Origin of the sequence: Methanoculleus receptaculi (assembly GCF_033472595.1) — an archaeon.
In the GTDB taxonomy this organism is placed as follows: Archaea; Halobacteriota; Methanomicrobia; order Methanomicrobiales; family Methanoculleaceae; genus Methanoculleus; species Methanoculleus receptaculi.
In genome coordinates this window covers 1,463,654-1,485,807 of the sequence record NZ_CP137642.1, presented here as the reverse complement: position 1 = coordinate 1,485,807, position 22,154 = coordinate 1,463,654, and the positions used below count along the sequence as shown (strand labels likewise).

The window sequence follows — 22,154 nt, the reverse complement described above, 5'->3', positions numbered from 1 at the left end:
ATCGGGCCAATCGCCCCACACTGCCCGCCCCCTTGCAGGGGGCGGGAGGAGGCCGCGTGAGCGGCCGGGTGGCGGGGGTAGTCTATGAACACCGTTCAATCGGAGATGCATGAGACAGGGGCGGGGGATGTTCCATCCCCCTCCCCGTCAGCACCACCCCCACGGGGTGATTCCCCATGGATACAGTCTCTGGGGATCTGGCAGTCTCTTCGCGGTCTCACCTGACACCCCTCCAAAGATCCTGCCTCCACTCCCCGTGCACGGTATATCCGGTGCTATCGCCATGCACTGCCCGCCCCCTTGCAGGGGGCGGAAGGAGGCCGCGGTAGCGCGCCGGGAGGTGGGGGTCCATCCAGCGAAAACCGTTCCTGGTTGAAACGCATGAGACAGGGCCGGGCAAACGCAAAAGACGTCTCAGCGCCGTGGTGATCCTGGGCATCACACCACGAGCGACCTGGCTTTATGGACATTCATACCCGCTCCTCCCGGAGAGCCACTGAACCGGTCTCTCACAGGAGCCGGCAATAGTAGTTTTATTGGTTGCGGTGACGAACATTCCTCCGAACAAACGAATATCCAGCCAGATATCATGGCACTCTTTGACAGGTTAAGGACAGATGTTGAAAGTCTGCGTCAGGCGAAGGATTACCCCGGTCTGATCGCGATCCTCGACAGCGATGACCCCGCCGGCCGCACCGAGGCAGCACGCGCTCTCTGCAACCTGGGTATCGGCGCCATCCCAACCCTCCTCCGGAGCCTGGAGAGAGCCCGCCCCGCCTCACAGACCCGGATGCTCGGCGCGCTCGTCTCAGTCGGCACACCCTCCATCCCCCTGCTCCTTACCCTCAGTCTCCGTGCCGACCCCGCGCTCCAGACCGCAATCTCCAGTGCGATCGCATCTGCGGGGGAACCGATGTTTGAGGCTTTGTTGCCCGCCCTCCAGCACGATCAGCCGGCGATCCGGCGTGCAACGGTGATCGCTCTTCAGGGGGCGGGCAAAAAGGCAATCCCCCACCTCACCCCGGCGCTCCACGACAGCAACCCCGCCGTGCGGAAAGAGGCCGCCCGCGTGCTTGCCGGGCTGCGGTGGACGCCCACAGAGACCTCCGAGCAGGTGGAGTTCTACTACCTCCTTGAAGACTGGGGAGAACTTGCAAAACTCCAGGGAGCGGCCGTTCCGATCCTCCTTCAGGCCCTCGAGAGCAAAGACCCGCGTATACGCTCTGAGTCGGCACGGACACTCGGCAGGATCCGCGATTTCCGGGCATCTCCTGCCCTTGCCAAAGCAGCGAAGGACCGCAATGAGAACGTCCGCATGCGGGCCGTCGAGGCGCTGGGCCATATAGGCGATCCCCAGGCGATGCCCATCCTGGTCGACGCGCTCAACGACCCCCGGCACGAGGTGCGGATGGAGGCGGCGTGGGCGCTTGACCGCCTGGGCTGGGTGCCGCAGAGCAACCTCCAGCGGGTGGACTACCTGATTGCCAAAGAGCGCTGGAGCGAACTTGCCAGCATGGGGAGAGCCGCCATCCCCTCCCTCATCCGGGCGCTCAAGATCGATTACTCGGGCGTCCGCATCGGTGCGACGGAAGCGCTGCGCAGGATGGGGCAGCCCGCGATAAGCGCCCTGAAGGCGGAGTCCTCCTCAAAAGATCCCGGCCGTCGGCAGCGGGCAAAGACCGCTCTCCACTACATCCAGCGGCGCCAGGAAGAGGAGACCCTTACCCGGCCCGTCGAGGAAGACCCCTCCCGCTACGAGCGTGAACTCAAAGAAGGGCTTGCCATCCAGAAACGGTTTGAGAAGCTCTTCGGACGGCCAAGATACACCCCCGTCACAGAGGGTTCCGGAAAACCACAGAAACGTGAGGCAGAACCCCCGAAACAGGAGAGTCCCGCTGCCCCAGCCCCGGTGAACCCCAAAAAAGAGATGAACCTTGATGAGATAATCAGGGAGAGCAGGATGGCGGAAGAGGCGTGGGCACGGGTCAAAGAGCGGTGGAAGGCCGAGAGGTCGGCTCCTGAAGGCGCCATCCCGCTGGAAAACCTCATCCCCCACGATTTCGAGGAGGCGATTGTCGGGATGGATGAGGCCGGGGGTGAGGAGGGTGGAAGCGTTCTCCTCTCCGATGAGGAAGACCGTGAACCTCAGCCCCTCGAGATCCCCGAGATCGCTCCAGAGACGCCGGAGGAACCCGAACCCCCTGAGCCCATTCCCCAGATGTCACCCCTGGAACGGTATCTTGAAGCCCTCCGGAGCCCTGACGAGGCCGTCAGGGCAGCGGCGGTCGCAGCGCTGCAGGGAATGGGTAAGGAGGCGGTCATATACCTCATCCAGGCGCTCAACGACCCCCACCCTGCGGTACGCGTAGCCGCGGCGGATGCGCTCGGCCAGATGGGGGATGCGGATGCCGTAGATCCCCTGATCCAGGCCACCCACGACGAGAGAGAGGACGTGCGGATCGCGGCAGCCTCTGCTCTCGCGCGTATCGGCGACCGGAGATCGATCCAGCCGCTGATCCACCTCTTTGCCGACCGCTACCACGGTGTAAGGGTCGCCGCAGCGGACGCGGTCGCGGTTTTCGGGCGTGCCGCGCTTGAAGCGCTCGAGGAGGCTCTCTCCGATCCCGTGACCGTCGTCCGGGTGACGGCAGCGCGGGCTATCGGGCTGATCGGGGTGATGGAGTCGATCCCGGTCTTGATAGATCACCTGGGCGACCCGGCGCCGGAGGTCAGGTGGAGCGTTGCCCGTGCCCTGGCCGATTTCGGGCCCCCGGTTATCGATCCACTCTCCCTTGTGATGAGGAGGGGGAGCAGGGATATGCGTCTTGCGGCGATCGATGCCCTCTGGGAGATCGAGGATGAGCGTGTGGTTGACCTTCTGCGCCAGGCACTCGATGATGAAGATGAAGAGGTGAGGGAGAAGGCGGCAGCCGCTCTCAAGAAACGGCAGGTGATCGATGTCTGGCGGAGCGCGCTGGGCCAACAGGTTCAGGAGGAGGTGCAGGCTCCAAAGAAGAAGAAAAAACCGATCCGGCAGGAAGACAGGAAAGCGTTTGAGCGTTCCGGGCCTCAGGAGGTCGGGAAGCTCATCTCGGCGCTCAAGGAGAAGGACTGGCAGATGCAGCTCAACGTCGCCACGCGTCTCATCATGATGGGGAAACCTGCTGTTGACGGCCTCATCCGGGCGCTCAGGACTGAGGATCCGGAGATCCAGGCCGCCGCTGCAGGTATACTGGGGGAGATGCGTGAGACCGCGGTCGAACCGCTCATGGACGCCCTGGACGACAGCGACCGGTTTGTCCGGATCGTTGCCGCCCAGAACCTGGGCAAGATCGGGAACAAACGTGCCATCGAGGCCCTGATCAGCGCCCTGCACAGGGAGACCGATCCCGAGGTCAGGACGGCGGTGGTGGAGGGCCTGGGTTACATGGGGAGCAGACAGGCTATAGAACCGCTCTCACTTGCGCTCCAGGACCGTGACGAACGCGTCCAGGTCGCCGCCGCAAGGTCGCTTGGCTACATCGGCGACCTCCGTGCCCTGGAACCGCTCATCCATGCGCTCCGCGATGTTGATGACCGGGTCAGGCATGCCGCGCTCGAAGCGCTGAAGTATCCCGATGAGACGATGCGCCGCAGCCTGATCGGTGCCCTCCGGTCGGGTGACGAGGGGTTCAGGGCAGGGGTTGCCGAGGCGCTGGAGGCGGGCGGCTGGGTGCCGGAGACAACAGAGCAGCGCGTCCTCTACCTGATGGCCATGAACCGCTGGAGCGAGGTGGAGGAGATCGGTGCCGATGCGCTCCCGGTTCTCGCAGAGGCGCTCGATGACCCGGTGGTTGAGGTCAGGGCAAACGCGGTTCGGGCCATAAACAGGATCGGGGGCGGGGAGTCTGTCCCCCTCCTTATCCACGCGCTCCGGGACGAGACGTTCATGGTCAGGAAACGGGCAGAACGTGGTCTTGTCGAGATGGGAGAGGCAGCACTGCCGGGACTTGAAGAGGCGCTCGAGGAAATGGAGGGCAAGGAGCGGGAGACGCTGCAGCGGATCATCGATGAGATCCGCGCCAGAAATGTGGTGGAGGAGGGTTAGGGTATCCGCCCCGCCTCTTTCCAGTGGTTGTACTGGTGGGGCCAGCGGTCCTTGTTTGCCGTGACGAGCGCCACCATGTGCTCGATCATATCGGCATGGATCTTCTCCTGTTCCGGGTAGGTCTCGCGGTTCTCGATGGCCTGCACCAGTCTCCTGCCGAGGTCGTAAGCCTTCTTCGCGGCGGCCTCCATCGCTGCCGTGTCGGTCTCTGTGCCGACGACGACGTCCACGCTGCCAACGGTGTTTGCGCCAAGGCTCAGCAGGACGCGGTTCAGGTATGCCGCGACCTCATCCGCCCCTGAACCGCCGGCGGTGGAGACGGCGCAGCCGTACTTCCCGAGGAACATCTGGCAGTGGATGGCATCCGTTATCCGGTCGAGCATGGTCTTCATCTGGGCGGTGACCGAGTTTACGTAGTTGGGTGAGCCCAGGACGATTCCGTCGCTATCGAGCATACTCTCGTAGAGTTCGGTGAAATCGTCGTCGTTTATGCACTTCCCCTGTTCATAGCAGATATGACAGCCGTTGCAGTACTCGATCTGGAGTCTGGAGACGTCCACGAGTTCCACATCCGCCCCGGCGCTCTTTGCCCCGTCCAGGACAGCCTGGACGAGTTTTCGGGTCCTGCTTTCCGGACCCCTGGGGCTTCCGTTAATTCCAATTATCTTCATTCTCTTCTCACCTCTTTGCAGCATCCATGCGTCCGCCACCCCTCGTGCGCACCAGACAGCACAGGCCTTACGGGATGTCGCAGGTGGCCTCGATCTCGGCGTGGTATTGCCGGTCACACTCGCCCGGGAGCGCATCGACCGTGAATGCCTTCGTCTCGCCTGCCGGGAACCGGGGTACAAAAATGGTCTCGGTCGCGCGGATCATGCTAGCCTCGTCGTCGATCAGCATGAACCTGATGACAACGTTTCTTGCAGTTCCATCCCCCTCGTTGGTCACGCTCCCGGCAACCGTCCAGTAGCAGGACCCGTCGCTGCGCATGCGTTTCTGGAGCGAGGTGATGCTGGACGAGAATGCGGGTTTCGGCCCGACGGGTGAGTAGATGGTGTATGCCGTTCCCGGTGTCGGTGTCGGTGTCGGCGTCGCCGGCGTGGGGGAGGTCTCCATGCAGCCTGCAGATACAGCAGCCCAGAGAAGGCACCCCAGGAGCAGAAGGCTCATGAGGCTCTTCACCGCGATTGAGAGACCTCCCATGATGAAGCATTTCGGCCGGGGAAGTATATAAGGGATACGGAGACGGGAGCAGGACCTGGATAGCGTTATAACCTCTTCCTGGATGGATTCCGGTGGATCTCCATCGCTGCAGGCCGCTCTCCACCTGTATGATGATGTGGCTGGTTTTTGCAGGAGAAACTATCTCCGGAACGGATGAACGGGGTGTTCTCCGTCGGTTACCGGTTAGACCCCGCGGAGGTCTCACCCGCGTCCCTGGCACGGCTTTTCCACCGTCCGCCAGCGGAGAACGAGAGGAGGGTGAGCCTTCAGATCCAGCACCCTGAGAACCGGCGATCTCACGCCGTCACGGCCGGGTCTTTTGCCGGGAGAAGAGCAGGGTGTAGGGGAAGAGATCGATACCGATCCCGATCCCGGAGAAACAGGTGTGGTACGCAGAGACCCGCTCAAGGAAGGGGTGTTCATCGTGCACAAGGACGATCATGATATCAAGATCGCTTCCGGGAACAGCCCGCCCATCGGCAAACGACCCAAAAAGGACAACGCGGAGGACGTTTGGATCAAAAGCCAGCCTCTCCACCGCTGCTTGCAGCCGTTCGTGGACAAGATCCGTATCAAGCCAGAAGACCGTCACAGAATTGAATGATTCTTTCCGCACCGCCGGCCGCGTGAGGGATGATCCAGCGAAGAAGACACCCTCTCGGCGATAAGAGGATGATTCAACCCGAACGGTGCGGATCGGTGGGAACGGGATGCTACCCTGCGGCCTTCGCAGGGTCAAGGTGCCAGACCGGGCTGTTGCTGCCGACCCTGACCTGTAGGTAGGCGTTTGCCGGGTCAAAGTCTTCCGGCACCTCAAAGAAGAGGTATCCAGCCCTCGACTCGTGCCTCTCAAGAACCAGGCTCGAGTACGACCCTCCCCGGGATGTCTGCCCTGGCGCCTGCAATGGGCGATAGGTCTCACCGTTGTAGTGGAGGGTGAAAGCGCTCTCCGCCGGTGTCCTTATACGGCTGCTTGTGCCCTCTCCCCTGTATCCAAGGTGCGTCACCTGAACGGTGACCAGGAGATATACATTCCCTGGCCCAGGCGTATACTCCACCGGTTTTGTTCCAATCGTCTCAAAACCGTTCGACGTGGTTAACCCCCCGATGATTATCGAGGCGGTGTTGTCCCCGCTTGAATCGTCATAAACGAACCGTTCACCAGGTCTCAGAGCGCCAGGAAACTCTGGAACGGCCTCAGCGGCGAGGTCTGCCGGTACGATGGAACCCTCCGGTTCCACGGTTGGAGTGGGGGTGTAGCCCTGCAGCGTCTCAGAGAGAACATCTGTCCCGCGGGCAAGATGCTCCAGTGCATCGTCCCTCACGCTTCGGTCTGTGGGGATGCCGTCTTCAAGCATGCTGCCGGCTGTTGCAAACTCATCCAGCGCGTCGATGAACTGCGATCGCACCGACTCGTTTTCAGGCGAAACCCAAAGAGCGGCAGCGTCGAGGCGGAGCTGCTCCGCAAGAGAGACCATCCCGGCAGCCTGGCTGCGGAGAAGGGAATCATTACCGGCATGCAGGGCACCTACCTTGCCGACGGAGAGTTCAAGAAGCCTGACGCTCCCCCCGGCGATCAGCGACTCCAGCCTCTCGTCATCGGTTGGGGGCACGATTGCGGCTGTAAGATCGCTCTCATTAACGCTGTCGGGACCCGGCGCCTCTGCCCGGAGATGAGGAAAGACCGCCGCACTGATCGAGGGGACGAGGACAAATATGAGACAGGCTGCTCCAATACAGCATGCCACAACGACCATTGCCGCGCGCGAGCGTCTCATAGCCACTGGAAAAACCTATGCCCCGCAACAGGAATATTCTTTGTGTCCGGCCTGGGAGGGGGGGCATCTTCCGGCCGTTCCCATACACTGCCCCCTGCCCTTCTTTGGCCGGCTGCAAACTTCAACCATCACGGCCATACCTGAGGCGATTGCCGGGATGTGTCAATCACGCGGGCAGAACTGTGCTGAGAAAGAGTGGGGGGCATCATTTCAAATACCGCACCTCAGCCAGTCTTTCTCAGTGCCCAGACGGGTGAGCCCGCCTCACCCAGGTTGACCCGTATGAAGCACTCACTCAGGTTGATCGCGTCCGGGACATCAAATACGATGTAGCCATGCTTCTTCTCGTATCGATCCAGCGTCACTCCGGCATACGGCTCGCCAAGCGTCGTCCCGGGCACCAGTTTTATCGGTGGGTAACTGTTTCCGCGGTAATGGAGCGTGAATGCACTGGCATCAGGCGTCCGGATAGTGTATACGCGCCGGTCTCCCTTATGGCCGAGGTTCACGACCTTCACCTCCACCACCAGGAACGCCCGCCCCGGTTCAGCCGCGATCTCCTCCCCTTTCAGGCAGTAGGCATGGATTATACCTGCCGACTCCAGAGTGAGCGATATCTCGTTTGCCCCGATCCGGTCGTCGTAGACGTACCGCTGCATCAGCATCAGCGCATCGGCAGGGACGGCAGAGGGTTGCACTACCGAGAGATTGACATCCACAACCTCTGCTGGCACGTGAAGGGTCTGCTGGTCAAGGCCATCAAGAGCCTCGCGCAGATATCGCGAACCTCGTTCAAGTTCCTGAAACGCCAGATCCACCTGCGTTTCGTTAAGTTTGTCGTTTTGCTGCACGATATCAGCATATGCCGCATAAGACTCAAGGGCAAGGGTGAAACAGGTCTTCACGTCCTCCAGGTCGCTTGAGACGCTAAAGCCGGCCGATTCTTTCAGGGTGCTCCTCGCGAAACTCTGGAGTGTTGCGGCGTGCTCCCTGACCGCTCTTTCATCCCAGGCGTAGAGGGCGTGAGCGTTCTGCATGGCAAGCAGCATGAGCGAGACGCTGCGGTTCTCAACCAGACCGATCAGTTCGTCGTCATCATATTCAGGCATGACTGGCGTGCTGTTCTCATCCAGTGCGGCCGTTTCGTTCTCGTCAGGGATTATCAGCGCGGCTGCCGTGTCCGGCATGGTTAGAGGTGTCAGGTTGATGGAGTTGCCGCCCACGATCCTCTCGTTGAGACCGGTTAAGACGGTGGCGAGACCCTCCGGTTCCTCCGGTTCGGGGGCTTCGGGCCAGGCTGTCTCTGCCATGATGGGCCCGAGAACTATACCCGCAAATATCAACATGGCGAGCATCATTGCGGCGGCATCCGTCAGGTCCACGCTGGTAGGTCGATCGTCTGAGTTAAAAAGATTTACCGGGTTTCCCGGTCTCAGCGCGAGCCCATCAAACCAGGTCAATTCATGGTTTGATCACTCGAATCACCGCCGCGCTGGAGACCCTTTTCCGTGCGAGGTAGACCACCCCCTCTCGAGGCGGGCGGGCAGTCTGTGGTGATAGTCCGGATAGCCGTGCACGGGGACGGAGACCGGATTTCGGCAGGGTGTTCACATCGACGGCAGAGAGAGGATCTCCGCCGTGGAACTGTGTCGATGGGGAATCGCCCCCTGGGGTGGGGCTCGCCGGGGAGGGGGTGGAACATCCCCCTCCCCTGTCGCTCGCGTTTCCCGTTGAACGGTATTTATAGATCACCCCCTCCAGAGGGGGCGGGCAGTGCGTGGCGATTGACCCGGTGGCCGTGCACGGAGAGGAAACAGGATCTTTCAGGAGTGTCGGGCGAGACCGCGGCGAGACTGCCAGATACCGCCCCGGAAGATATCCGCCAAGCAGGGGGAGAGTGGTGGTTCGATGCTCTCAACGCAGGGAACAAAATGCCGTCTCCGAACACCCCGCGATGGTGCACACGTCCGAAACGTTATGCCGGGGAGCGTCGACCTCTGATCCGTGACCGCCGATCCATCCACGTGGGACGAGGACTACCGCAGGCGGGGGAGCCTCTGGGGAGGAGCTCCGGCGCCGCTCCCGGAGATCCCCGCCGATGCCACCGTCCTCGAACTCGGCTGCGGGAACGGAAAGACCCTGGCGGCGCTCGCCCAACGCTCTTTGCACGTGATTGCGGTCGAGATCTCCAGGGAGGCTCTCCTCCTCGCCCGCCGGCACCCCGCGACGGCGGCGGCAGGCTTCGTCCTGGCCGATGCCCGCCACCTCCCCTTCCGGGATGGAGTGTTTGATATGGTCTTCCTGGTTCATCTCGCCGGCCACCTGCCCGCCCGCGACCGTCTCACCCTGGCATCGGAGGTCCGCCGGGTGCTCGCAGCCGGCGGCGCGCTCATCTTCAGGGCCTTCTCTATCGAGGACATGCGTGCCGGGAAGGGGGTGGAGGTTGAACCGAAGACGTTCCGGCGGGGGAGCGGGATAATAACCCACTACTTCACAGAGACCGAGGCCCTGGAACTCTTTGCGCCGCTAGTCCCCGTCTCGCTCCGGACAGACCGCTGGCAGATGCGGGTCAGGGGCACCGACCTCCCCCGCGCCGAGGTGGAAGGGGTCTTCCTGAAAGGGCGAGGGGGGAGCGGTCGATGATAGCGCATCATGACCCTTCCGCCGGTGCCTCCTCAGCGGTGCACCAGACCTCAAGCAACGTATCCCCTCGCTCGGTGCGGTCGCTGTATGACTCAGGTCTCGTCCCCTCCTCCATCCATATGAGATCGATCAACCGGTCATTGGCAACCCTGTAGAGGCGGCGGTGACTCCACGGGTGTGAAGGCCGTACGTCACGTTCGTATACCTGCCGGGCAAGCGCGGACGAGTAGAAGATGCCGTCCGCGGGCTCAAAAAGGACATCCTGAACGTAACGCTGGATGTACCACCGAAGTTCGGAGACCAGGGCAAGTGCACTCCCAAGCGACGCCGTCCGGATACGGATACCATATGTGAGTCGGTCAGGACGGTAAAAACGAAGGGCTCGCCTGCTGGTCTCGGAGGCAAGCAGCGTCGTATAGAGGTCGACCCCCTCGGACTGTATGAGGAGGACATTCATCGCATAGTTGTGCGTAGGGAAGATCGATAAGGGTTGGGTTCCTCAAGAGATCTTCGTCTTCTACACCGCCATTTGGGGGCATCCCGCTTCCGCCCCACCCTGCCCCCGCAGGGATAGAAAAGATCCCTGCTGACCCTCTTTTCCCCCTCTGCCGGAATGCTGGCGGTATCTCTCCGCACCATCGATGGATATCGGACGGCTATACCCGCGCCGCCATGCTCATCCTCCATCAAAAAAAAGACCATGTCATACCTGCCGGATCAGCGGGAAAAAAGATCAGAGCGAGTCAAGACTTATTCCGCTGAACTCATCCGCCACCCTGTTGACGTCCCTGACGCCAAACGCCGTCTGGACGGTGGTGATTTCAAGGTCACGCGCCACGTCGCACATATAATCGATGATATCAACAGAGAGTTCACGTTTCTGTCTCGACTTGCGGAGTTGATCGATCAGAAACGTCATCTTCTCGGGTGGCTCCATCCGAAGTTTGGCAAGGCTAACCACGCACATGTAGATCCTCGTCAGGTTCCTGTCCGTCCCGGTGATGGTGTCAAAGAAGTTCCGGAGAACCTGGGCCTGGTAGACCTCGCCGCCCATGACAATCGTTTATCCCCGATTTTGCATAAATGCTTATCGGTTTGATCGCGCGGTAAGAACCGCCTGCATCATACCCCCCTGAACCCAGGTGTTCACCTGCGGACACTTACGATCTTGATGATATCACCGTTCTTGAGTTCGTGAGTATCCCTGACCCGCATCCCGGTCCTCGCGTCGATGGCGTAGAGGAACCCCTCACCGATATCTGAGTGAACCTGGTAGGCAAGGTCGCGAGGAGTGGACCCGCGCTTCATCAGGAACGCATCTGGAAGCACCCTCCCCTTGCTGTCGGTGAGTTTATGCTCATCCTCGACCGGGAAGACCACGATCCGGTCCAGAAGTTTGAAGACCGCCGTATCCAGCGCCTTCTGGACGCCTGTCCCATCAAACATCTCCATGAAAACGGCTATCTTCTGCAGGGCGGCACGCTGGGCAGCGCTGAGGTTTGCGCCGGAAAGAATCTCAAAATTCCGATCACCCGGGAGATAGCGGATAAACTTCCCCTCTGCGGCCATCCTGAGGGCAAGTTCACCGGCCGCGCTTGCAAAGATGAGATCGCGCCCCGCCAGCCGGTCAAGGCACTTTTTCGGCGCCTGATCGGCCTTGTTCCCGACGATCAGCATTGGTTTGCTGATCCTCATCAACTCACGGCAGAACTCCACCATCTCCTCCTCTCCCGCCGTTCGCAGGTCCACCCCGACCGTTTTGGTGGCATCGTGAACGTGTTCATAGGTTATACCAAGACCGGCAAACACCTCCGCAATCGCTGTTGCCAGTGAGAATTCCCGTGCCTGGGCCTGGCGCTGGAGTTTCGCCCAGTTTCGCGAGAGGATGCCGTACATCCACATCGAGATCTCATACTGCAGGAACTCGATGTCCTTTATGGGGTCACGCGACCCGATCTCAACCGGGTTTCCTTCAGCGTCCGTCGCACCGCTGGCATCCACTATGTGCAGAATCGCATCTGCCTGCCTGAGATGGTCCAGGAACTGGTTTCCAAGCCCCCTCCCCAGGTGAGCATCGGGGACAAGACCTGCCACATCGATCAGCCCGACAGGAACAAATCGGATACCGTCCACACAGTTCTCACACGGGACATGCATCTCCTTGCAGGGGCAGACTGTCCTTACATACGCGACGCCGTGGTTGGCATCGATGGTTGTGAACGGGTAACTGGCAATCTCAGCCTGAGCCAGGGTTGCCGCCTTAAAAAACGTTGATTTCCCGCAGTTCGGTTTTCCTGCAATGGCCAGTCTGATCATGAGGGTGTCTCCTGTTAGCGTTGGGAGTAGTGTTGGGGCAACCACCATTTATCATCTTCTTTCCCGCCGGCCCTGGGGGGAGATTCAATTAGGAGGAATGACAACATGAGTGCATGGGCTTTGTAACGCGGAATACCTACTACTTTGACTCACCCGGCGCGGAGAACACGCACGATGCAGCCCATTTTGCCGTCGAGCGGGCACAGGAACTCGGGATCAAGAAGATCGTTGTCGCGAGCACCACCGGCCGCACAGCGCTTCTCTTCCGGGATGCCATGAAGGGAACGGGTCTTGAACTCATCGTTGTCACCCATGTGGTCGGTTTCTCAAAATCCGGTGAGTGGGAGTTCTCACCTGAGGCTGCCGCGGCTCTCCGTGCGGACGGTGTTAAGATCGTCACCGGAACGCATGCTCTCTCCGGGCTTGAACGCGCCATATCACGTTCACAGCGGCTTGGGGGATCTTCCCGCACCGAGGCGATCGCCGAGGCGCTGCGGCGCATTCTCGCGGTCGGCCTGAAGGTCGCGGTTGAGTGCGTTCTTATCGCGGCCGACCAGGGTGTGGTCGGCGTCGATGAAGAGGTGGTCGCGGCAGGCGGCACCGCCAGCGGTGCTGATACAGTCTGTGTCATCCGCCCTGCACACACCGCATCTTTCTTCGATCTGCAGGTGCGCGAGATCGTTGCCATGCCAAGGAATCGGTGAACATGGCGCTCAAATCGGTCACCGATGCCGCCGGCCTGCTCCGGCGGCACCCCATCCTCTGGTTGATCGGTCTTGTCATGGGCGTTCTCGCCGTCCTCGATCTTGTCGTTCCGCTCGAGGTCGGGACGTTCTATGCGCAACCGCTGCTGCTCCTGCAGGTTCTCGTGATGCCATTCGTTGCCGGCGGGGTTTACGGTGTGATCAAGGAGAAGAATTTCTCAGGCTCAGAGTTTGTGCGATCGGGGAAGCACTGCTACTTCCGTATACTCCTGCCATCGTTTGTGATCTACTTTGCCATCATGCTGACGGTCTTTCTGCTTGCGATCCCGCTCGCGCTTATCGGTGGGGGCATCGCGGCAAACATGGCTGCACTCATCCTCGGCGTGGCTCTCTCGATTGCTTTCTTCACGTTCTTCTACGACACCGCAGCGGTCTTTGAGGGGACGAAGGTCTTTGAGTCGATCCGGAGGAGCGTTGAGTTCGTCATGAACAACCTCTGGGGCGTCCTGGCCTTCTACCTGATAAACATACTCGTTCTGGTCGTTCTCGGTTTTCTGGCCCTCTTTGCCTGGTCGGCCCTCCTCGTGGACAAACTTGAACCGCTCGTCAGCATGAGCCCGGCAGAACTTCAGACGCTGATGCCGGAGGACCTCCTGGCCCTCATCGGGACAGAGGGGGTATGGATAACTGCAATCGTCTATGCCGTTGTGATCTTCATTTTTTCGGCGTTCCACTACACATACAAGGCGAGTTTTTTCAGCAACCGCGCCTCTGGTGCGGCGCGGTTGCAGGAGTTGCAGGGGGAATTCGATGAGAAGGGGCGGTGGTATAAATACTGATGCCTTTGACAGATCATCACCCCTCCCCTGCCGGGTTGTGGATCGCGCCTCCCTGAAACCGTCAAACTGCATCATCAGGGGGATCCGATAGGGTTAACATCCGTGGCGGGCAACTCCAGTGATGGTCGAGTTCCAGGTGGATACCGCGGCGGTTCAATCAAACCCGTGCGTAACATCCTGATCCTTTCCGCTCCAGAGTGACCGGGATATTCTAATGTATGATTCGCTTAAACTTAACTCCGGAGTTAGTATGACTGATCACCCGGTTAAGAAGATGATGCGGTTGATGGCGGCCAGGATCATAACCACCGCAGACGAGATCTCCGATGAGGAGATCGAGGCGTTGATCTCTGAGATCCTGAACGCAAACCGTGTCTATACCATGGGCGCCGGCCGTTCAGGGCTCGTGGCAAAAGCGTTTGCCATGCGCCTGATGCACCTCGGGTTCACGGCGTATGTCGTCGGGGAGACGGTGACACCGGCCATGAAGCCGGGAGATCTCATCATCGTCTTCTCGGGGTCTGGCGCGACCAGGACGATTGCGGATATCGCTGAGACTGCAAAGGGGATCGGCGGAAGGCTCTGCCTCATCACCTCAAAGAGAGACTCACGAATCGCCCGAATCGCTGATTGTGTCGTCATCATCGAGAGCCAGCGCGACAAGGTGGCTGACGAGTCTGCAGAGTTCGAGATCCGGCAGATGATGGGGGAGCATAGATCGTTTGCGCCGCTTGGCACCATCTTTGAGACGGCTGCCATGGTCTTTGCAGACGCGATCATCTCCAGATTGATGGAGATCATGAGCTGCCGGCCGGAGGATCTCCAGTGCCGGCACGCAAACATTGAGTGAGGTAAGTGTATGAAAGAACACAGGTATGCCGACCGGGTGCTGGGGGTAGAGATGTCCGGGATCCGCAGGCTCTTTGATGCCGGTGGACAGGACGCGATCAACCTTGGCATCGGGCAGCCGGACTTTGACACGCCCGACCATATCAAGATGGCAGCAATCGCCGCCATAAGAGAGGGTAGAACGGGTTACACGCCGAACGCAGGGATTCCGGAACTCCGGGAGGCGATCTGCGGGAAGTTTGCACGCGAGAACAATCTAACATACCTGCCGGAGCAGATCCTGGTCACGGCAGGAGGGAGCGAGGCGCTCCACCTGGTCATGGAGGCGCTTGTAAACCCGGGCGACCGTGTCCTGGTCCCTGACCCGGGTTTCCTCTCCTACGCTGCCCTTGCGGTCATCGCCGGCGGGCGCCCCGTTGGTGTTCCACTCGACTCGAACCTTCATGTGGACGTTGAACAGGCGAAAGAACTGATGGACGGGGCCCGGCTCCTTGTCCTGAACTCGCCGGGAAACCCGACGGGTGCTGTCGAGAGCGAGGAGTCTATCCGCGCCCTTGTGGAGTATGCAAACGACCGCGGGGTTACCGTCGTCTCGGACGAGGTCTACGAACACTTCGTTTACGAGAAGAAACACGTCAGCGCGGCCCGTTTTGGTGACGATGTCATCACCGTCAACGCCGCAAGCAAGACCTACGCCATGACCGGCTGGAGGGTAGGCTACCTGGCAGCCCCCTCAGAAGACTACATCCCGCAGTTGCTCAAGGTGCACCAGTATGCTCAGGCGTGCGCGACATCAATATCGCAGTATGCCGCGGTCGCCGCATACACAGGCGACCAGACGCCTGTTGCACGGATGCGGGAGGAGTATCGTGCGCGGCGCGACCTGCTCTACGAGGGGCTCACCGGGCTCGGGTTTGATTTCCCGCGACCCGAGGGTGCGTTCTATATGTTTGTTCCTATGGGGCAGAACCTGATACAGAAGGCCATTGCAAACGGTGTCATAATCGTGCCGGGTGATGCTTTTGGTTCCAGGGCGCCAGATTACGCGCGTATCAGTTACGCGACATCGAGACAGAACCTCACCAGGGCGATCGCGCGTCTGGGGGAGTTGATGAGGTGAGCGAAGAATGGTAAAAGAGTTGTTGCGGAAGTTGTCCGACGCCCATGGCGTCTCGGGCTGTGAGGGGAGCATCAGGGATATCATAAGGGCTGAGGTTGCCGGTTCGGTCGACGAGATCCGGGAGGACAGTATGGGCAACCTGATCGCTGTTAAGCGCGGCGATGACTTCTCGATCATGCTTGCCGCCCACATGGACGAGATAGGGCTGATGGTCCAGTATATCGATGAGAAGGGTTTCATCAGGGTCGTCCCGATCGGGGGATGGTTCGGGCCGGTGCTCTACACGCAGCGGGTGATCCTGCACGGCAAAAACGGCCCGGTCATGGGTGTTCTCGGCGCGAAACCGCCGCACATGCTGAAAGAGGAGGAGCGCAAGAAGGAGATCAAGATCGAGGATATGTTTGTCGATGTGGGTGCTGCAAGCGAGGATGAGGTAAAGAGCCTCGGGATCGAGATCGGCACCCCCATCACCATCGACCGTGAGTTCACGGACCTTGCCGGCAACCGCGTCACCGGAAAAGCGCTCGACAACCGGGTTGGTGTTGCGATGCTCATACGGGCGCTGCAGCGGATGGAGTCGCCCCACACCGTCTACGCCGTCTTCACCGTCCAGGAGGAGGTGGGACTCAAGGGGGCGAAGGTGAGCGCATACTCCCTGAATCCCGACTGTGCCATCGCAACCGATGTCACCATCCCCGGCGATCATCCCGGGATCGAGAAGAAGGATGCAAGCGTTGAGATGGGCAGGGGGCCTGTCGTGAGCATCGTCAACGCGAGCGGGCGCGGACTCATATCCGACCCCAGGATGGTTGCCTGGCTGCGTGAGACGGCGGAGAGGAAGAAGATCCCATGCCAGGTCGAGGTGGGAACAGGCGGAAACACCGATGCGACGATAATCCATCTTGAGCGCGGAGGTATCCCGAGCGTCCCGCTCTCTATTGCCGCGCGCTACATCCACTCCCCGGTCGAGGTGGTGGACATAGGTGATATCGAGGCGGCTATCAACCTCCTGGTCGAGGCGCTGAGGACCAAACCCGCGCTCTGATGTATTTTACCCGGGTGAGACGGGGAAGGGTGAGAAGGAGGGCGGAGCGGGAAGACCCCACCCTTCAGGACGGGATGGTTCACGGCCACAGGCTGCCAGAATACTGGTTTAGCCACTCCTCCTTTGAAAGCAGCGTGGCAGAGCAGGTGGTCATTCTATTTTCTTTGCGCCTCAGAGCATCCCCGGCCAGGGGATGCCAAGACCTTCTGCAAGGTCTTTCAGGTCGTCACGGATGCCGCGGTCGAGTTTGAGGAGAACCAGCATATACGCAAGCCCGCCGAGTGCGATCGCGCCCAGAAGGACGAAGACGTTTCTGAGGGGGATGATATATGAAAACGCCGCAACAGCAGCGCTCATGACAAGAGCGGCAAGGATGATCTTTGCCACCGGCCGGGACTCCACCCGCACGCGGATGCACCTTGAGAGGCTGCGGCCGGCAAGGGTCGCGTTCAGCACCATGGTGATGAGCGTCGCCATCGCAGCCCCGGTGATGCCGTATAACGGGATGAGGGTCATGTTCAGGAGGATGTTTGCACAGACAGCGATAGCCGTCACCCGGAACGAGTCCTGCGGCCGGTTGAGGGCGTTGAGGGACATCGTCTGGAGGAACATAAAGACATGGGCTATCTGGACGGGCAGGAGTATGGCGAGAGCGCCCGCCCCGACCGAGAACGCCGCCCCGTAGAAGAAGTAGAGGAGCCGTTCACCGAGGAGCCAGCCGCCAAAGACCACCGGAACCGCGAGCAGGAGCGAGTATGTGAACCCCCTGGCGATGGCGTGCTCCACCTGAGATAGTTCTCCCTGTTTTCCCCAGTAACTGATCTTCGGGAAGAGTGTGGTATGGAGTGCAAGCGTGACAAAAGTCGCGATCGAGGTTAACTGGAGCGCCACACGGTATATCCCTACATCGACGTCGGTCATGAAGTAGCCGATCATGATCGTATCCGCATACGAGAAGACAAGGTAGCCGCTCGAACTGAGGAACGTCCAGACCGAGAAGGAGAAGAGGCTGCGGAGATGCGGCAGCCCGAACGGTGCAGGCGAGAGGTCCAGGAACCGGAAGGTGAAGAGACCGTAGGCGATGAGCCCGGCGACAAACCCGCCGGCAAGGCCTGCAATCCCGTAACCCAGGATGACCGCAATGACCTGGATGATTATCCTGACCAGGGTGTCGATCAGGTTACCGATCTGGTTGATGCCGACCTTCCCGGTCCCATATACGCCATTTGCTGCAACATTGGTAAAGACGCTGACGACCAGTGCAGCAAGAAGCCAGGGAAAGGCCCCTGATGCGGTGAGATCGACGAGGAGCGGGCGCAGCAGAAGGAGGAGACCCACCGAGGCAACGAGCAGCATCACCCGGAGGAATACAAACGCGGTGAAGTATGCGTTCTGGTCCACACCCTCGCTGATCCGTTTGACCGCGGCACCCCCGAACCCCCCGTCCCCGATCAGGTTGAAGACGCTGTAGTAGGCGACGAAGAGGAAGTAAGCACCAAGTATGGCGGGACCCACGGTATGTGCAAAGAACATAGTGGAGAGGAACCCGATCGCGGTCAGCGCGAGCGTTGAGCCAAGACTTATCACGCTCTGGCGCCTCACGGGGTCGATGCGCATGACGCGGCCGACGTAAGCGGAGGGGCGAAACACAAGACGGGTTTGGCTTAAAAAAGCATATCTCTTTTGAACCGAACCTGAGCGAGGGGCGCGGGTCTGCCGCATCCACATGGTTGTCCTCGGCCTATCATTCATATCAGAGCGAACACAAACGGTATAGTAATACCTTACGACGCTCAAATACTCAGAGCAAACTCATGCTGCCGGCGGTGAAAGATTGGACGCAGGTGTAATCGGTGTTGGAATGATGGGCAGGAACCATGCCCGCGTATACTCAGAACTGAAGGCGGTGGACTCGCTCTACCTATATGACATCAACGGGAAGGCTGCACGCGACCTTGCTGACGCATTCGGGGCAACCGTCTCAACCGGCGTTGAAGACCTGCTTGCAAATGTGGACGCCGTGAGCATCTGCGTCCCTACACCATTCCATCTCTCTGTGGCAGGGCAGGCGCTCGATGCAGGGGTGCCGTTTCTGATCGAGAAACCCATCTGCGCGACGGCAGAGGAGAGCCGGCAGCTCATCGGGATGATACCCGAAGACCTTGTCGTCGGTGTTGGGCATATCGAGCGTTTCAACCCGATCGTCCCCGAGATCAAGAAGATTGTCCGCGAGCCGCTCTACGTCGAGATGAAACGGCACAACCCTGCCTCCTCCCGCGTGAGCGGGTCATCGGTGGTTGAGGACCTGATGATCCACGATATCGATATCATGCGAAACGTCCTCCTCCCGGAGGGCTCATACCGGCTGGCCGGGAGCGGCAACCAGGACGTATGCAGCGCCCTCTTCTCCTTTAATGAAACACCGGTCTACCTCTCCGCGAGCAGGAAGTCCTCAAAGAAGATCAGGATGGTCTACATCGAGGAGGAAGAGTTTACCATCGAGGGCGACTTCATGGCACAGGAGGTCTACATCCACCGCAAACCCGGGCAGTATGCCGTCGAGGACGAGCGCTATGTCCAGGAGAACATCATAGAGAAGGTGCTCGTGAACAAACAGGAACCCCTGAAACTCGAGCTCTCGACGTTTATCGAGTGTGTTGCGAGGGGACGGGAGTTCCCGGTCACCCCGGAGCAGGCGCTGCTTAACATGGAGATCTGTGAAGAGATCAGCCAATGCTTTGCGGTATAAGGATGGTTTTTATATGAGCAGCAGGTTGGAGTCAATCATCAATGCCCGGGGCCCGATCAGAAAGATAGGCGTGGTCGGGATGGGGTATGTCGGCATACCGGCCGCGGTGCTTTTCGCCGACGCGCCAGAGTTTGAGTTTGTCTATGGTTTCCAGCGCGATTCGCGGTCTTCCGGCTACAAGATTGACATGCTCAACCGTGGCGAGTCCCCGCTTCGCGGCGAGGAGCCGGGTCTGGAAGAACTGCTCGTGAAGGTCCTCGATGCGGGAAAGTTCCGGTGCACATCGGACTTCTCCCGGATCGCGGAGTGCGATGCGGTGACGCTCGCCATCCAGACCCCGTTCAAGAACCCGAAAGACCTGATCCCGGACTTTTCGGCGCTCTCCGAGGGGCTCCGGCAGGTGGGAAGGCATCTTACAAAAGGAGCGCTTGTGGTGCTCGAGTCGACCGTCACCCCCGGCACAACCGCCGGGATGGCCCGCGAGATCCTGGAGAAGGAGTCGGGTCTGGCCGCCGGCGAGGATTTCGCGCTTGCTCATGCTCCTGAACGGGTGATGGTCGGACGGCTGATCAGGAACATCCGCGAACACGACCGGATTGTCGGCGGGATAGACGATGTGAGCACAGCGCGGGCGGTTGAACTCTACTGGCCGGTCCTTACAACCGGCAGGATAATCCCCATGACAGCGACCGCGGCCGAGGTGACAAAGACCGCCGAGAACGCCTTCCGCGACCTCCAGATAGCCGCCGTCAACCAGCTTGCCCTCCACTGTGAGGCGATGGGCGTCAACGTCTACGATGTTCGGAGGGGGATCGACTCGCTCAAGGGTGAGGGTATCACACGCGCGGTCCTCTGGCCGGGTGCGGGTGTCGGCGGCCACTGTCTGACAAAAGATACCTGGCACCTTGAGCGTGGCGCCGTCCTCCTCGGCGGCGACCTGTGGTATCCGCACGGGACGGAATCGATCTTTGGTGCCGCGCGCAGGATAAACGAGTTCATGCCAAAGCACATGGTGCACCTGACGATCGAGGGGCTCAAACGCGCCGGTAAGTCGGCGGAGGGCGCGAAGGTGGCGCTCCTCGGGTGGGCGTTCATCCAGAACTCCGATGATACCCGAAACACCCCGGCAGAGCCATACCTTGAGGCGATGAAAGAGGCGGGTGCAGACGTCCGCGTCCACGACCCGTATGTGGATGAGTACCCGGGGATCGAGGTCTCACACGACATTGATGCAACCCTGGCGGGTGCGGATGTGATCACGATCTTCACCGGTCATAGGCAGTATTTCTCCCTTGAACCTGCACGGGCAGCGGAACTCTCCGGCAGCGAGCACCCGGTGGTCGTGGACGGCAGGAACGTCATCGACCCCGACGCGTTCATCGAGGCCGGGTTCATCTACAAGGGCATCGGCCGGGGCGATAAGAACAGCCATCCGATCCGGCGGTAGTCCATGAAGGTCGCATCGATCGTCGGCGCCAGGCCGCAGTTCATAAAGTCTGCACCGGTCTCCCGTGAACTCCGGAGAGAAGATCGGGAGGTTCTCATCCATACCGGGCAGCACTACGACCACGGGATGTCGGGGGTCTTCTTCGAGGAACTCGGCATCCCGAAACCCGACTACAACCTGGGGATAGGATCGGGGACGCACGGCCACCAGACGGGGGCGATGCTTGCGGCGATCGAGGACGTCCTGGATGGAGAGAGGCCGGATGTGGTCCTGGTCTACGGTGACACAAACTCCACACTTGCAGGAGCGCTTGCGGCAGCAAAACTCAATATACCTGTGGCGCACGTGGAGGCCGGGCTCAGGAGTTTCGACCGCCGGATGCCCGAGGAGGTGAACCGGGTGCTCACCGACCACTGCTCGGAGATCCTCTTCTGCCCGACGGAGACGGCGGTCTCTAACCTTGCGGCCGAGGGGATCAGGAATGGTGTCTTCCTGGTGGGGGACGTCATGGTCGATGCTATGAACTATAACCGCGGTATCGCGGAAGAACGTTCCCGGATCCTGGAGGACGTGGGTGTTGAACCGGGCGACTACCTGGCGGTCACCGTCCACCGGCCGTCAAACACCGACAGCCGTGAGAGTATGGCTGCCATACTGGGCGCCCTGGGGGAGGCCGGGCGACCTGTCGTCTTCCCGGTCCACCCCCGGACGCGGAAGTTCCTGGATGGATACGGTCTTCTCGGGAAGATACCCGGTAACGTCATCCTGACCGAACCGCTCGGTTACCTTGATATGATCAGGCTGATGGCGCATGCGGAGAAGATCCTGACCGACTCCGGCGGCATCCAGAAGGAGGCCTACCTGCTCGGTGTGCCCTGCATCACCCTCCGTGAGAATACCGAATGGGTCGAGACGGTCGAGAGCGGATGGAACGTGCTTGTCGGTGCGCAGCGGGATCGGATTCTCGATGCTGTTCGGCATTTTTCACCGCTGGCGCGGCAGAAGAACCTCTTTGGGGAGGGGAACGCCAGTCTTCTGATCAGGAAGTTCCTCGGCAGGTGGCTGGATACGCGGACCGGGTGAGGGGCTCTTTTCAGCGCCTTGCCAAAAACAGGTTATATTTATCCTGCGGGAAGACCCAGAGCCTTCAGGGTGGGGCAGTTCACAAGGTGTCTAAAATACAGCATAAACTGCCCCCGATGTGCTTATTGAGCAGGGGCATGGCCGTATTGTATAAAATAAGCCCGCTCGCAACGTGATATCGCCAAAACAAGATGGACCGAGCGGGATTTGAACCCGCGGCCTCTACCATGCCAAGGTAGCGATCTCCCCCTGATCTATCGGCCCCTGTTA

19 protein-coding genes and 1 tRNA gene are annotated in these 22,154 nt (G+C 60.3%); 10 read left to right on the top strand and 10 right to left on the bottom strand.

Annotated elements, in window-relative coordinates; translation table 11 throughout:
- The first annotated feature begins 589 nt into the window (after positions 1-589).
- The gene (locus tag R6Y96_RS07605) at positions 590-4,087 is read left to right on the top strand and encodes a HEAT repeat domain-containing protein (protein ID WP_318620680.1); all 3,498 of its coding nucleotides are present in this window, start codon (positions 590-592) and stop codon (positions 4,085-4,087) included.
- On the opposite strand, the gene R6Y96_RS07600 is transcribed toward R6Y96_RS07605, so the two are convergent.
- The 5 genes from R6Y96_RS07600 to R6Y96_RS07580 all read right to left on the bottom strand — a co-directional run bounded on the left by R6Y96_RS07600 (position 4,084) and on the right by R6Y96_RS07580 (position 8,471).
- Positions 4,084-4,758: a flavodoxin family protein gene (locus R6Y96_RS07600; RefSeq protein ID WP_318620679.1), complete on the bottom strand. Its 675-nt coding sequence runs from the start codon at positions 4,756-4,758 to the stop codon at positions 4,084-4,086. The two genes, R6Y96_RS07605 and R6Y96_RS07600, sit on opposite strands and share 4 nt — an antisense overlap.
- Positions 4,759-4,825: 67 nt before the next feature.
- Entirely contained in the window at positions 4,826-5,290 is a 465-nt protein-coding gene (locus R6Y96_RS07595) for an FxLYD domain-containing protein (RefSeq protein ID WP_318620677.1), read from the bottom strand.
- Between the two features lie 325 nt (positions 5,291-5,615).
- On the bottom strand, positions 5,616-5,927 hold the full coding sequence (locus tag R6Y96_RS07590; protein WP_318620676.1) for a nucleotidyltransferase domain-containing protein: 312 nt from the start codon (positions 5,925-5,927) through the stop codon (positions 5,616-5,618).
- A gap of 97 nt (positions 5,928-6,024) precedes the next feature.
- Positions 6,025-7,089, bottom strand: coding sequence for a hypothetical protein (locus tag R6Y96_RS07585; protein ID WP_318620675.1), 1,065 nt, complete (start codon positions 7,087-7,089; stop codon positions 6,025-6,027).
- 224 nt (positions 7,090-7,313) lie between these two features.
- Complete coding sequence (locus R6Y96_RS07580; RefSeq protein ID WP_318620674.1) at positions 7,314-8,471, bottom strand: hypothetical protein; 1,158 nt, start codon at positions 8,469-8,471, stop codon at positions 7,314-7,316.
- Positions 8,472-9,093: 622 nt separating this feature from the next.
- Here R6Y96_RS07580 and R6Y96_RS07575 point away from each other — a divergent pair.
- The gene (locus R6Y96_RS07575) at positions 9,094-9,732 is read left to right on the top strand and encodes a class I SAM-dependent methyltransferase (RefSeq protein WP_318620672.1); all 639 of its coding nucleotides are present in this window, start codon (positions 9,094-9,096) and stop codon (positions 9,730-9,732) included.
- Positions 9,733-9,739: 7 nt separating this feature from the next.
- On the opposite strand, the gene R6Y96_RS07570 is transcribed toward R6Y96_RS07575, so the two are convergent.
- The 3 genes from R6Y96_RS07570 to R6Y96_RS07560 all read right to left on the bottom strand — a co-directional run bounded on the left by R6Y96_RS07570 (position 9,740) and on the right by R6Y96_RS07560 (position 12,048).
- Positions 9,740-10,189 (bottom strand): DUF5804 family protein, encoded by a 450-nt coding sequence (locus R6Y96_RS07570; RefSeq protein ID WP_318620671.1) that lies wholly within the window; start codon positions 10,187-10,189, stop codon positions 9,740-9,742.
- 276 nt (positions 10,190-10,465) lie between these two features.
- The gene (locus R6Y96_RS07565; RefSeq protein WP_318620670.1) at positions 10,466-10,786 is read right to left on the bottom strand and encodes a hypothetical protein; all 321 of its coding nucleotides are present in this window, start codon (positions 10,784-10,786) and stop codon (positions 10,466-10,468) included.
- Positions 10,787-10,878: 92 nt separating this feature from the next.
- A complete protein-coding gene (locus tag R6Y96_RS07560) occupies positions 10,879-12,048 on the bottom strand; it encodes a redox-regulated ATPase YchF (protein ID WP_318620668.1) in 1,170 nt (389 codons plus the stop codon).
- A gap of 113 nt (positions 12,049-12,161) precedes the next feature.
- Here R6Y96_RS07560 and R6Y96_RS07555 point away from each other — a divergent pair, with 113 nt between their 5' ends.
- The 5 genes from R6Y96_RS07555 (at position 12,162) to R6Y96_RS07535 (ending at position 16,605) form a co-directional block, all read left to right on the top strand.
- A complete protein-coding gene (locus R6Y96_RS07555; RefSeq protein WP_318620667.1) occupies positions 12,162-12,752 on the top strand; it encodes a pyruvate kinase alpha/beta domain-containing protein in 591 nt (196 codons plus the stop codon).
- A gap of 2 nt (positions 12,753-12,754) precedes the next feature.
- Positions 12,755-13,591, top strand: a complete 837-nt coding sequence (locus R6Y96_RS07550; RefSeq protein ID WP_318620666.1) for a DUF7847 domain-containing protein — start codon at positions 12,755-12,757, stop codon at positions 13,589-13,591.
- Between the two features lie 250 nt (positions 13,592-13,841).
- A complete protein-coding gene (gene hxlB, locus R6Y96_RS07545) occupies positions 13,842-14,441 on the top strand; it encodes a 6-phospho-3-hexuloisomerase (RefSeq protein ID WP_318620664.1) in 600 nt (199 codons plus the stop codon).
- 9 nt (positions 14,442-14,450) lie between these two features.
- Positions 14,451-15,560, top strand: a complete 1,110-nt coding sequence (locus R6Y96_RS07540) for a pyridoxal phosphate-dependent aminotransferase (protein WP_318620663.1) — start codon at positions 14,451-14,453, stop codon at positions 15,558-15,560.
- 7 nt (positions 15,561-15,567) lie between these two features.
- Complete coding sequence (locus R6Y96_RS07535; protein WP_318620661.1) at positions 15,568-16,605, top strand: M42 family metallopeptidase; 1,038 nt, start codon at positions 15,568-15,570, stop codon at positions 16,603-16,605.
- A 171-nt stretch (positions 16,606-16,776) separates the two neighbouring features.
- On the opposite strand, the gene R6Y96_RS07530 is transcribed toward R6Y96_RS07535, so the two are convergent.
- Positions 16,777-18,255 carry a flippase gene (locus R6Y96_RS07530; RefSeq protein ID WP_318620660.1) on the bottom strand — a complete coding sequence of 493 codons (1,479 nt, stop codon included), beginning with the start codon at positions 18,253-18,255 and terminating at the stop codon, positions 16,777-16,779.
- A 184-nt stretch (positions 18,256-18,439) separates the two neighbouring features.
- On the opposite strand from R6Y96_RS07530, the gene R6Y96_RS07525 reads away from it, so the two are divergent.
- From R6Y96_RS07525 to wecB, 3 genes are read left to right on the top strand one after another with little or no spacing between them, the layout of a single operon-like run.
- Entirely contained in the window at positions 18,440-19,354 is a 915-nt protein-coding gene (locus R6Y96_RS07525) for a Gfo/Idh/MocA family oxidoreductase (protein ID WP_318620659.1), read from the top strand.
- Positions 19,355-19,367: 13 nt separating this feature from the next.
- Entirely contained in the window at positions 19,368-20,801 is a 1,434-nt protein-coding gene (locus R6Y96_RS07520) for a nucleotide sugar dehydrogenase (protein ID WP_318620658.1), read from the top strand.
- Positions 20,802-20,804: 3 nt separating this feature from the next.
- Positions 20,805-21,884: a non-hydrolyzing UDP-N-acetylglucosamine 2-epimerase gene (gene wecB, locus R6Y96_RS07515; protein ID WP_318620657.1), complete on the top strand. Its 1,080-nt coding sequence runs from the start codon at positions 20,805-20,807 to the stop codon at positions 21,882-21,884.
- 192 nt (positions 21,885-22,076) lie between these two features.
- Here the strand turns inward: wecB and R6Y96_RS07510 are convergent.
- Positions 22,077-22,148, bottom strand: a tRNA-Ala gene (locus tag R6Y96_RS07510).
- Positions 22,149-22,154: the final 6 nt, after the last annotated feature.

Coding starts and splice junctions, on each gene's coding strand:
- R6Y96_RS07605 (WP_318620680.1), top strand. CDS start 590: ATGGCACTCTTTGACAGGTTAAGGACAGATGTTGAAAGTCTGCGTCAG.
- R6Y96_RS07600 (WP_318620679.1), bottom strand. CDS start 4,758: ATGAAGATAATTGGAATTAACGGAAGCCCCAGGGGTCCGGAAAGCAGG.
- R6Y96_RS07595 (WP_318620677.1), bottom strand. CDS start 5,290: ATGGGAGGTCTCTCAATCGCGGTGAAGAGCCTCATGAGCCTTCTGCTC.
- R6Y96_RS07585 (WP_318620675.1), bottom strand. CDS start 7,089: ATGAGACGCTCGCGCGCGGCAATGGTCGTTGTGGCATGCTGTATTGGA.
- R6Y96_RS07570 (WP_318620671.1), bottom strand. CDS start 10,189: ATGAATGTCCTCCTCATACAGTCCGAGGGGGTCGACCTCTATACGACG.
- R6Y96_RS07565 (WP_318620670.1), bottom strand. CDS start 10,786: ATGGGCGGCGAGGTCTACCAGGCCCAGGTTCTCCGGAACTTCTTTGAC.
- R6Y96_RS07560 (WP_318620668.1), bottom strand. CDS start 12,048: ATGATCAGACTGGCCATTGCAGGAAAACCGAACTGCGGGAAATCAACG.
- R6Y96_RS07555 (WP_318620667.1), top strand. CDS start 12,162: ATGGGCTTTGTAACGCGGAATACCTACTACTTTGACTCACCCGGCGCG.
- R6Y96_RS07550 (WP_318620666.1), top strand. CDS start 12,755: ATGGCGCTCAAATCGGTCACCGATGCCGCCGGCCTGCTCCGGCGGCAC.
- hxlB (WP_318620664.1), top strand. CDS start 13,842: ATGACTGATCACCCGGTTAAGAAGATGATGCGGTTGATGGCGGCCAGG.
- R6Y96_RS07540 (WP_318620663.1), top strand. CDS start 14,451: ATGAAAGAACACAGGTATGCCGACCGGGTGCTGGGGGTAGAGATGTCC.
- R6Y96_RS07535 (WP_318620661.1), top strand. CDS start 15,568: ATGGTAAAAGAGTTGTTGCGGAAGTTGTCCGACGCCCATGGCGTCTCG.
- R6Y96_RS07520 (WP_318620658.1), top strand. CDS start 19,368: ATGAGCAGCAGGTTGGAGTCAATCATCAATGCCCGGGGCCCGATCAGA.
- wecB (WP_318620657.1), top strand. CDS start 20,805: ATGAAGGTCGCATCGATCGTCGGCGCCAGGCCGCAGTTCATAAAGTCT.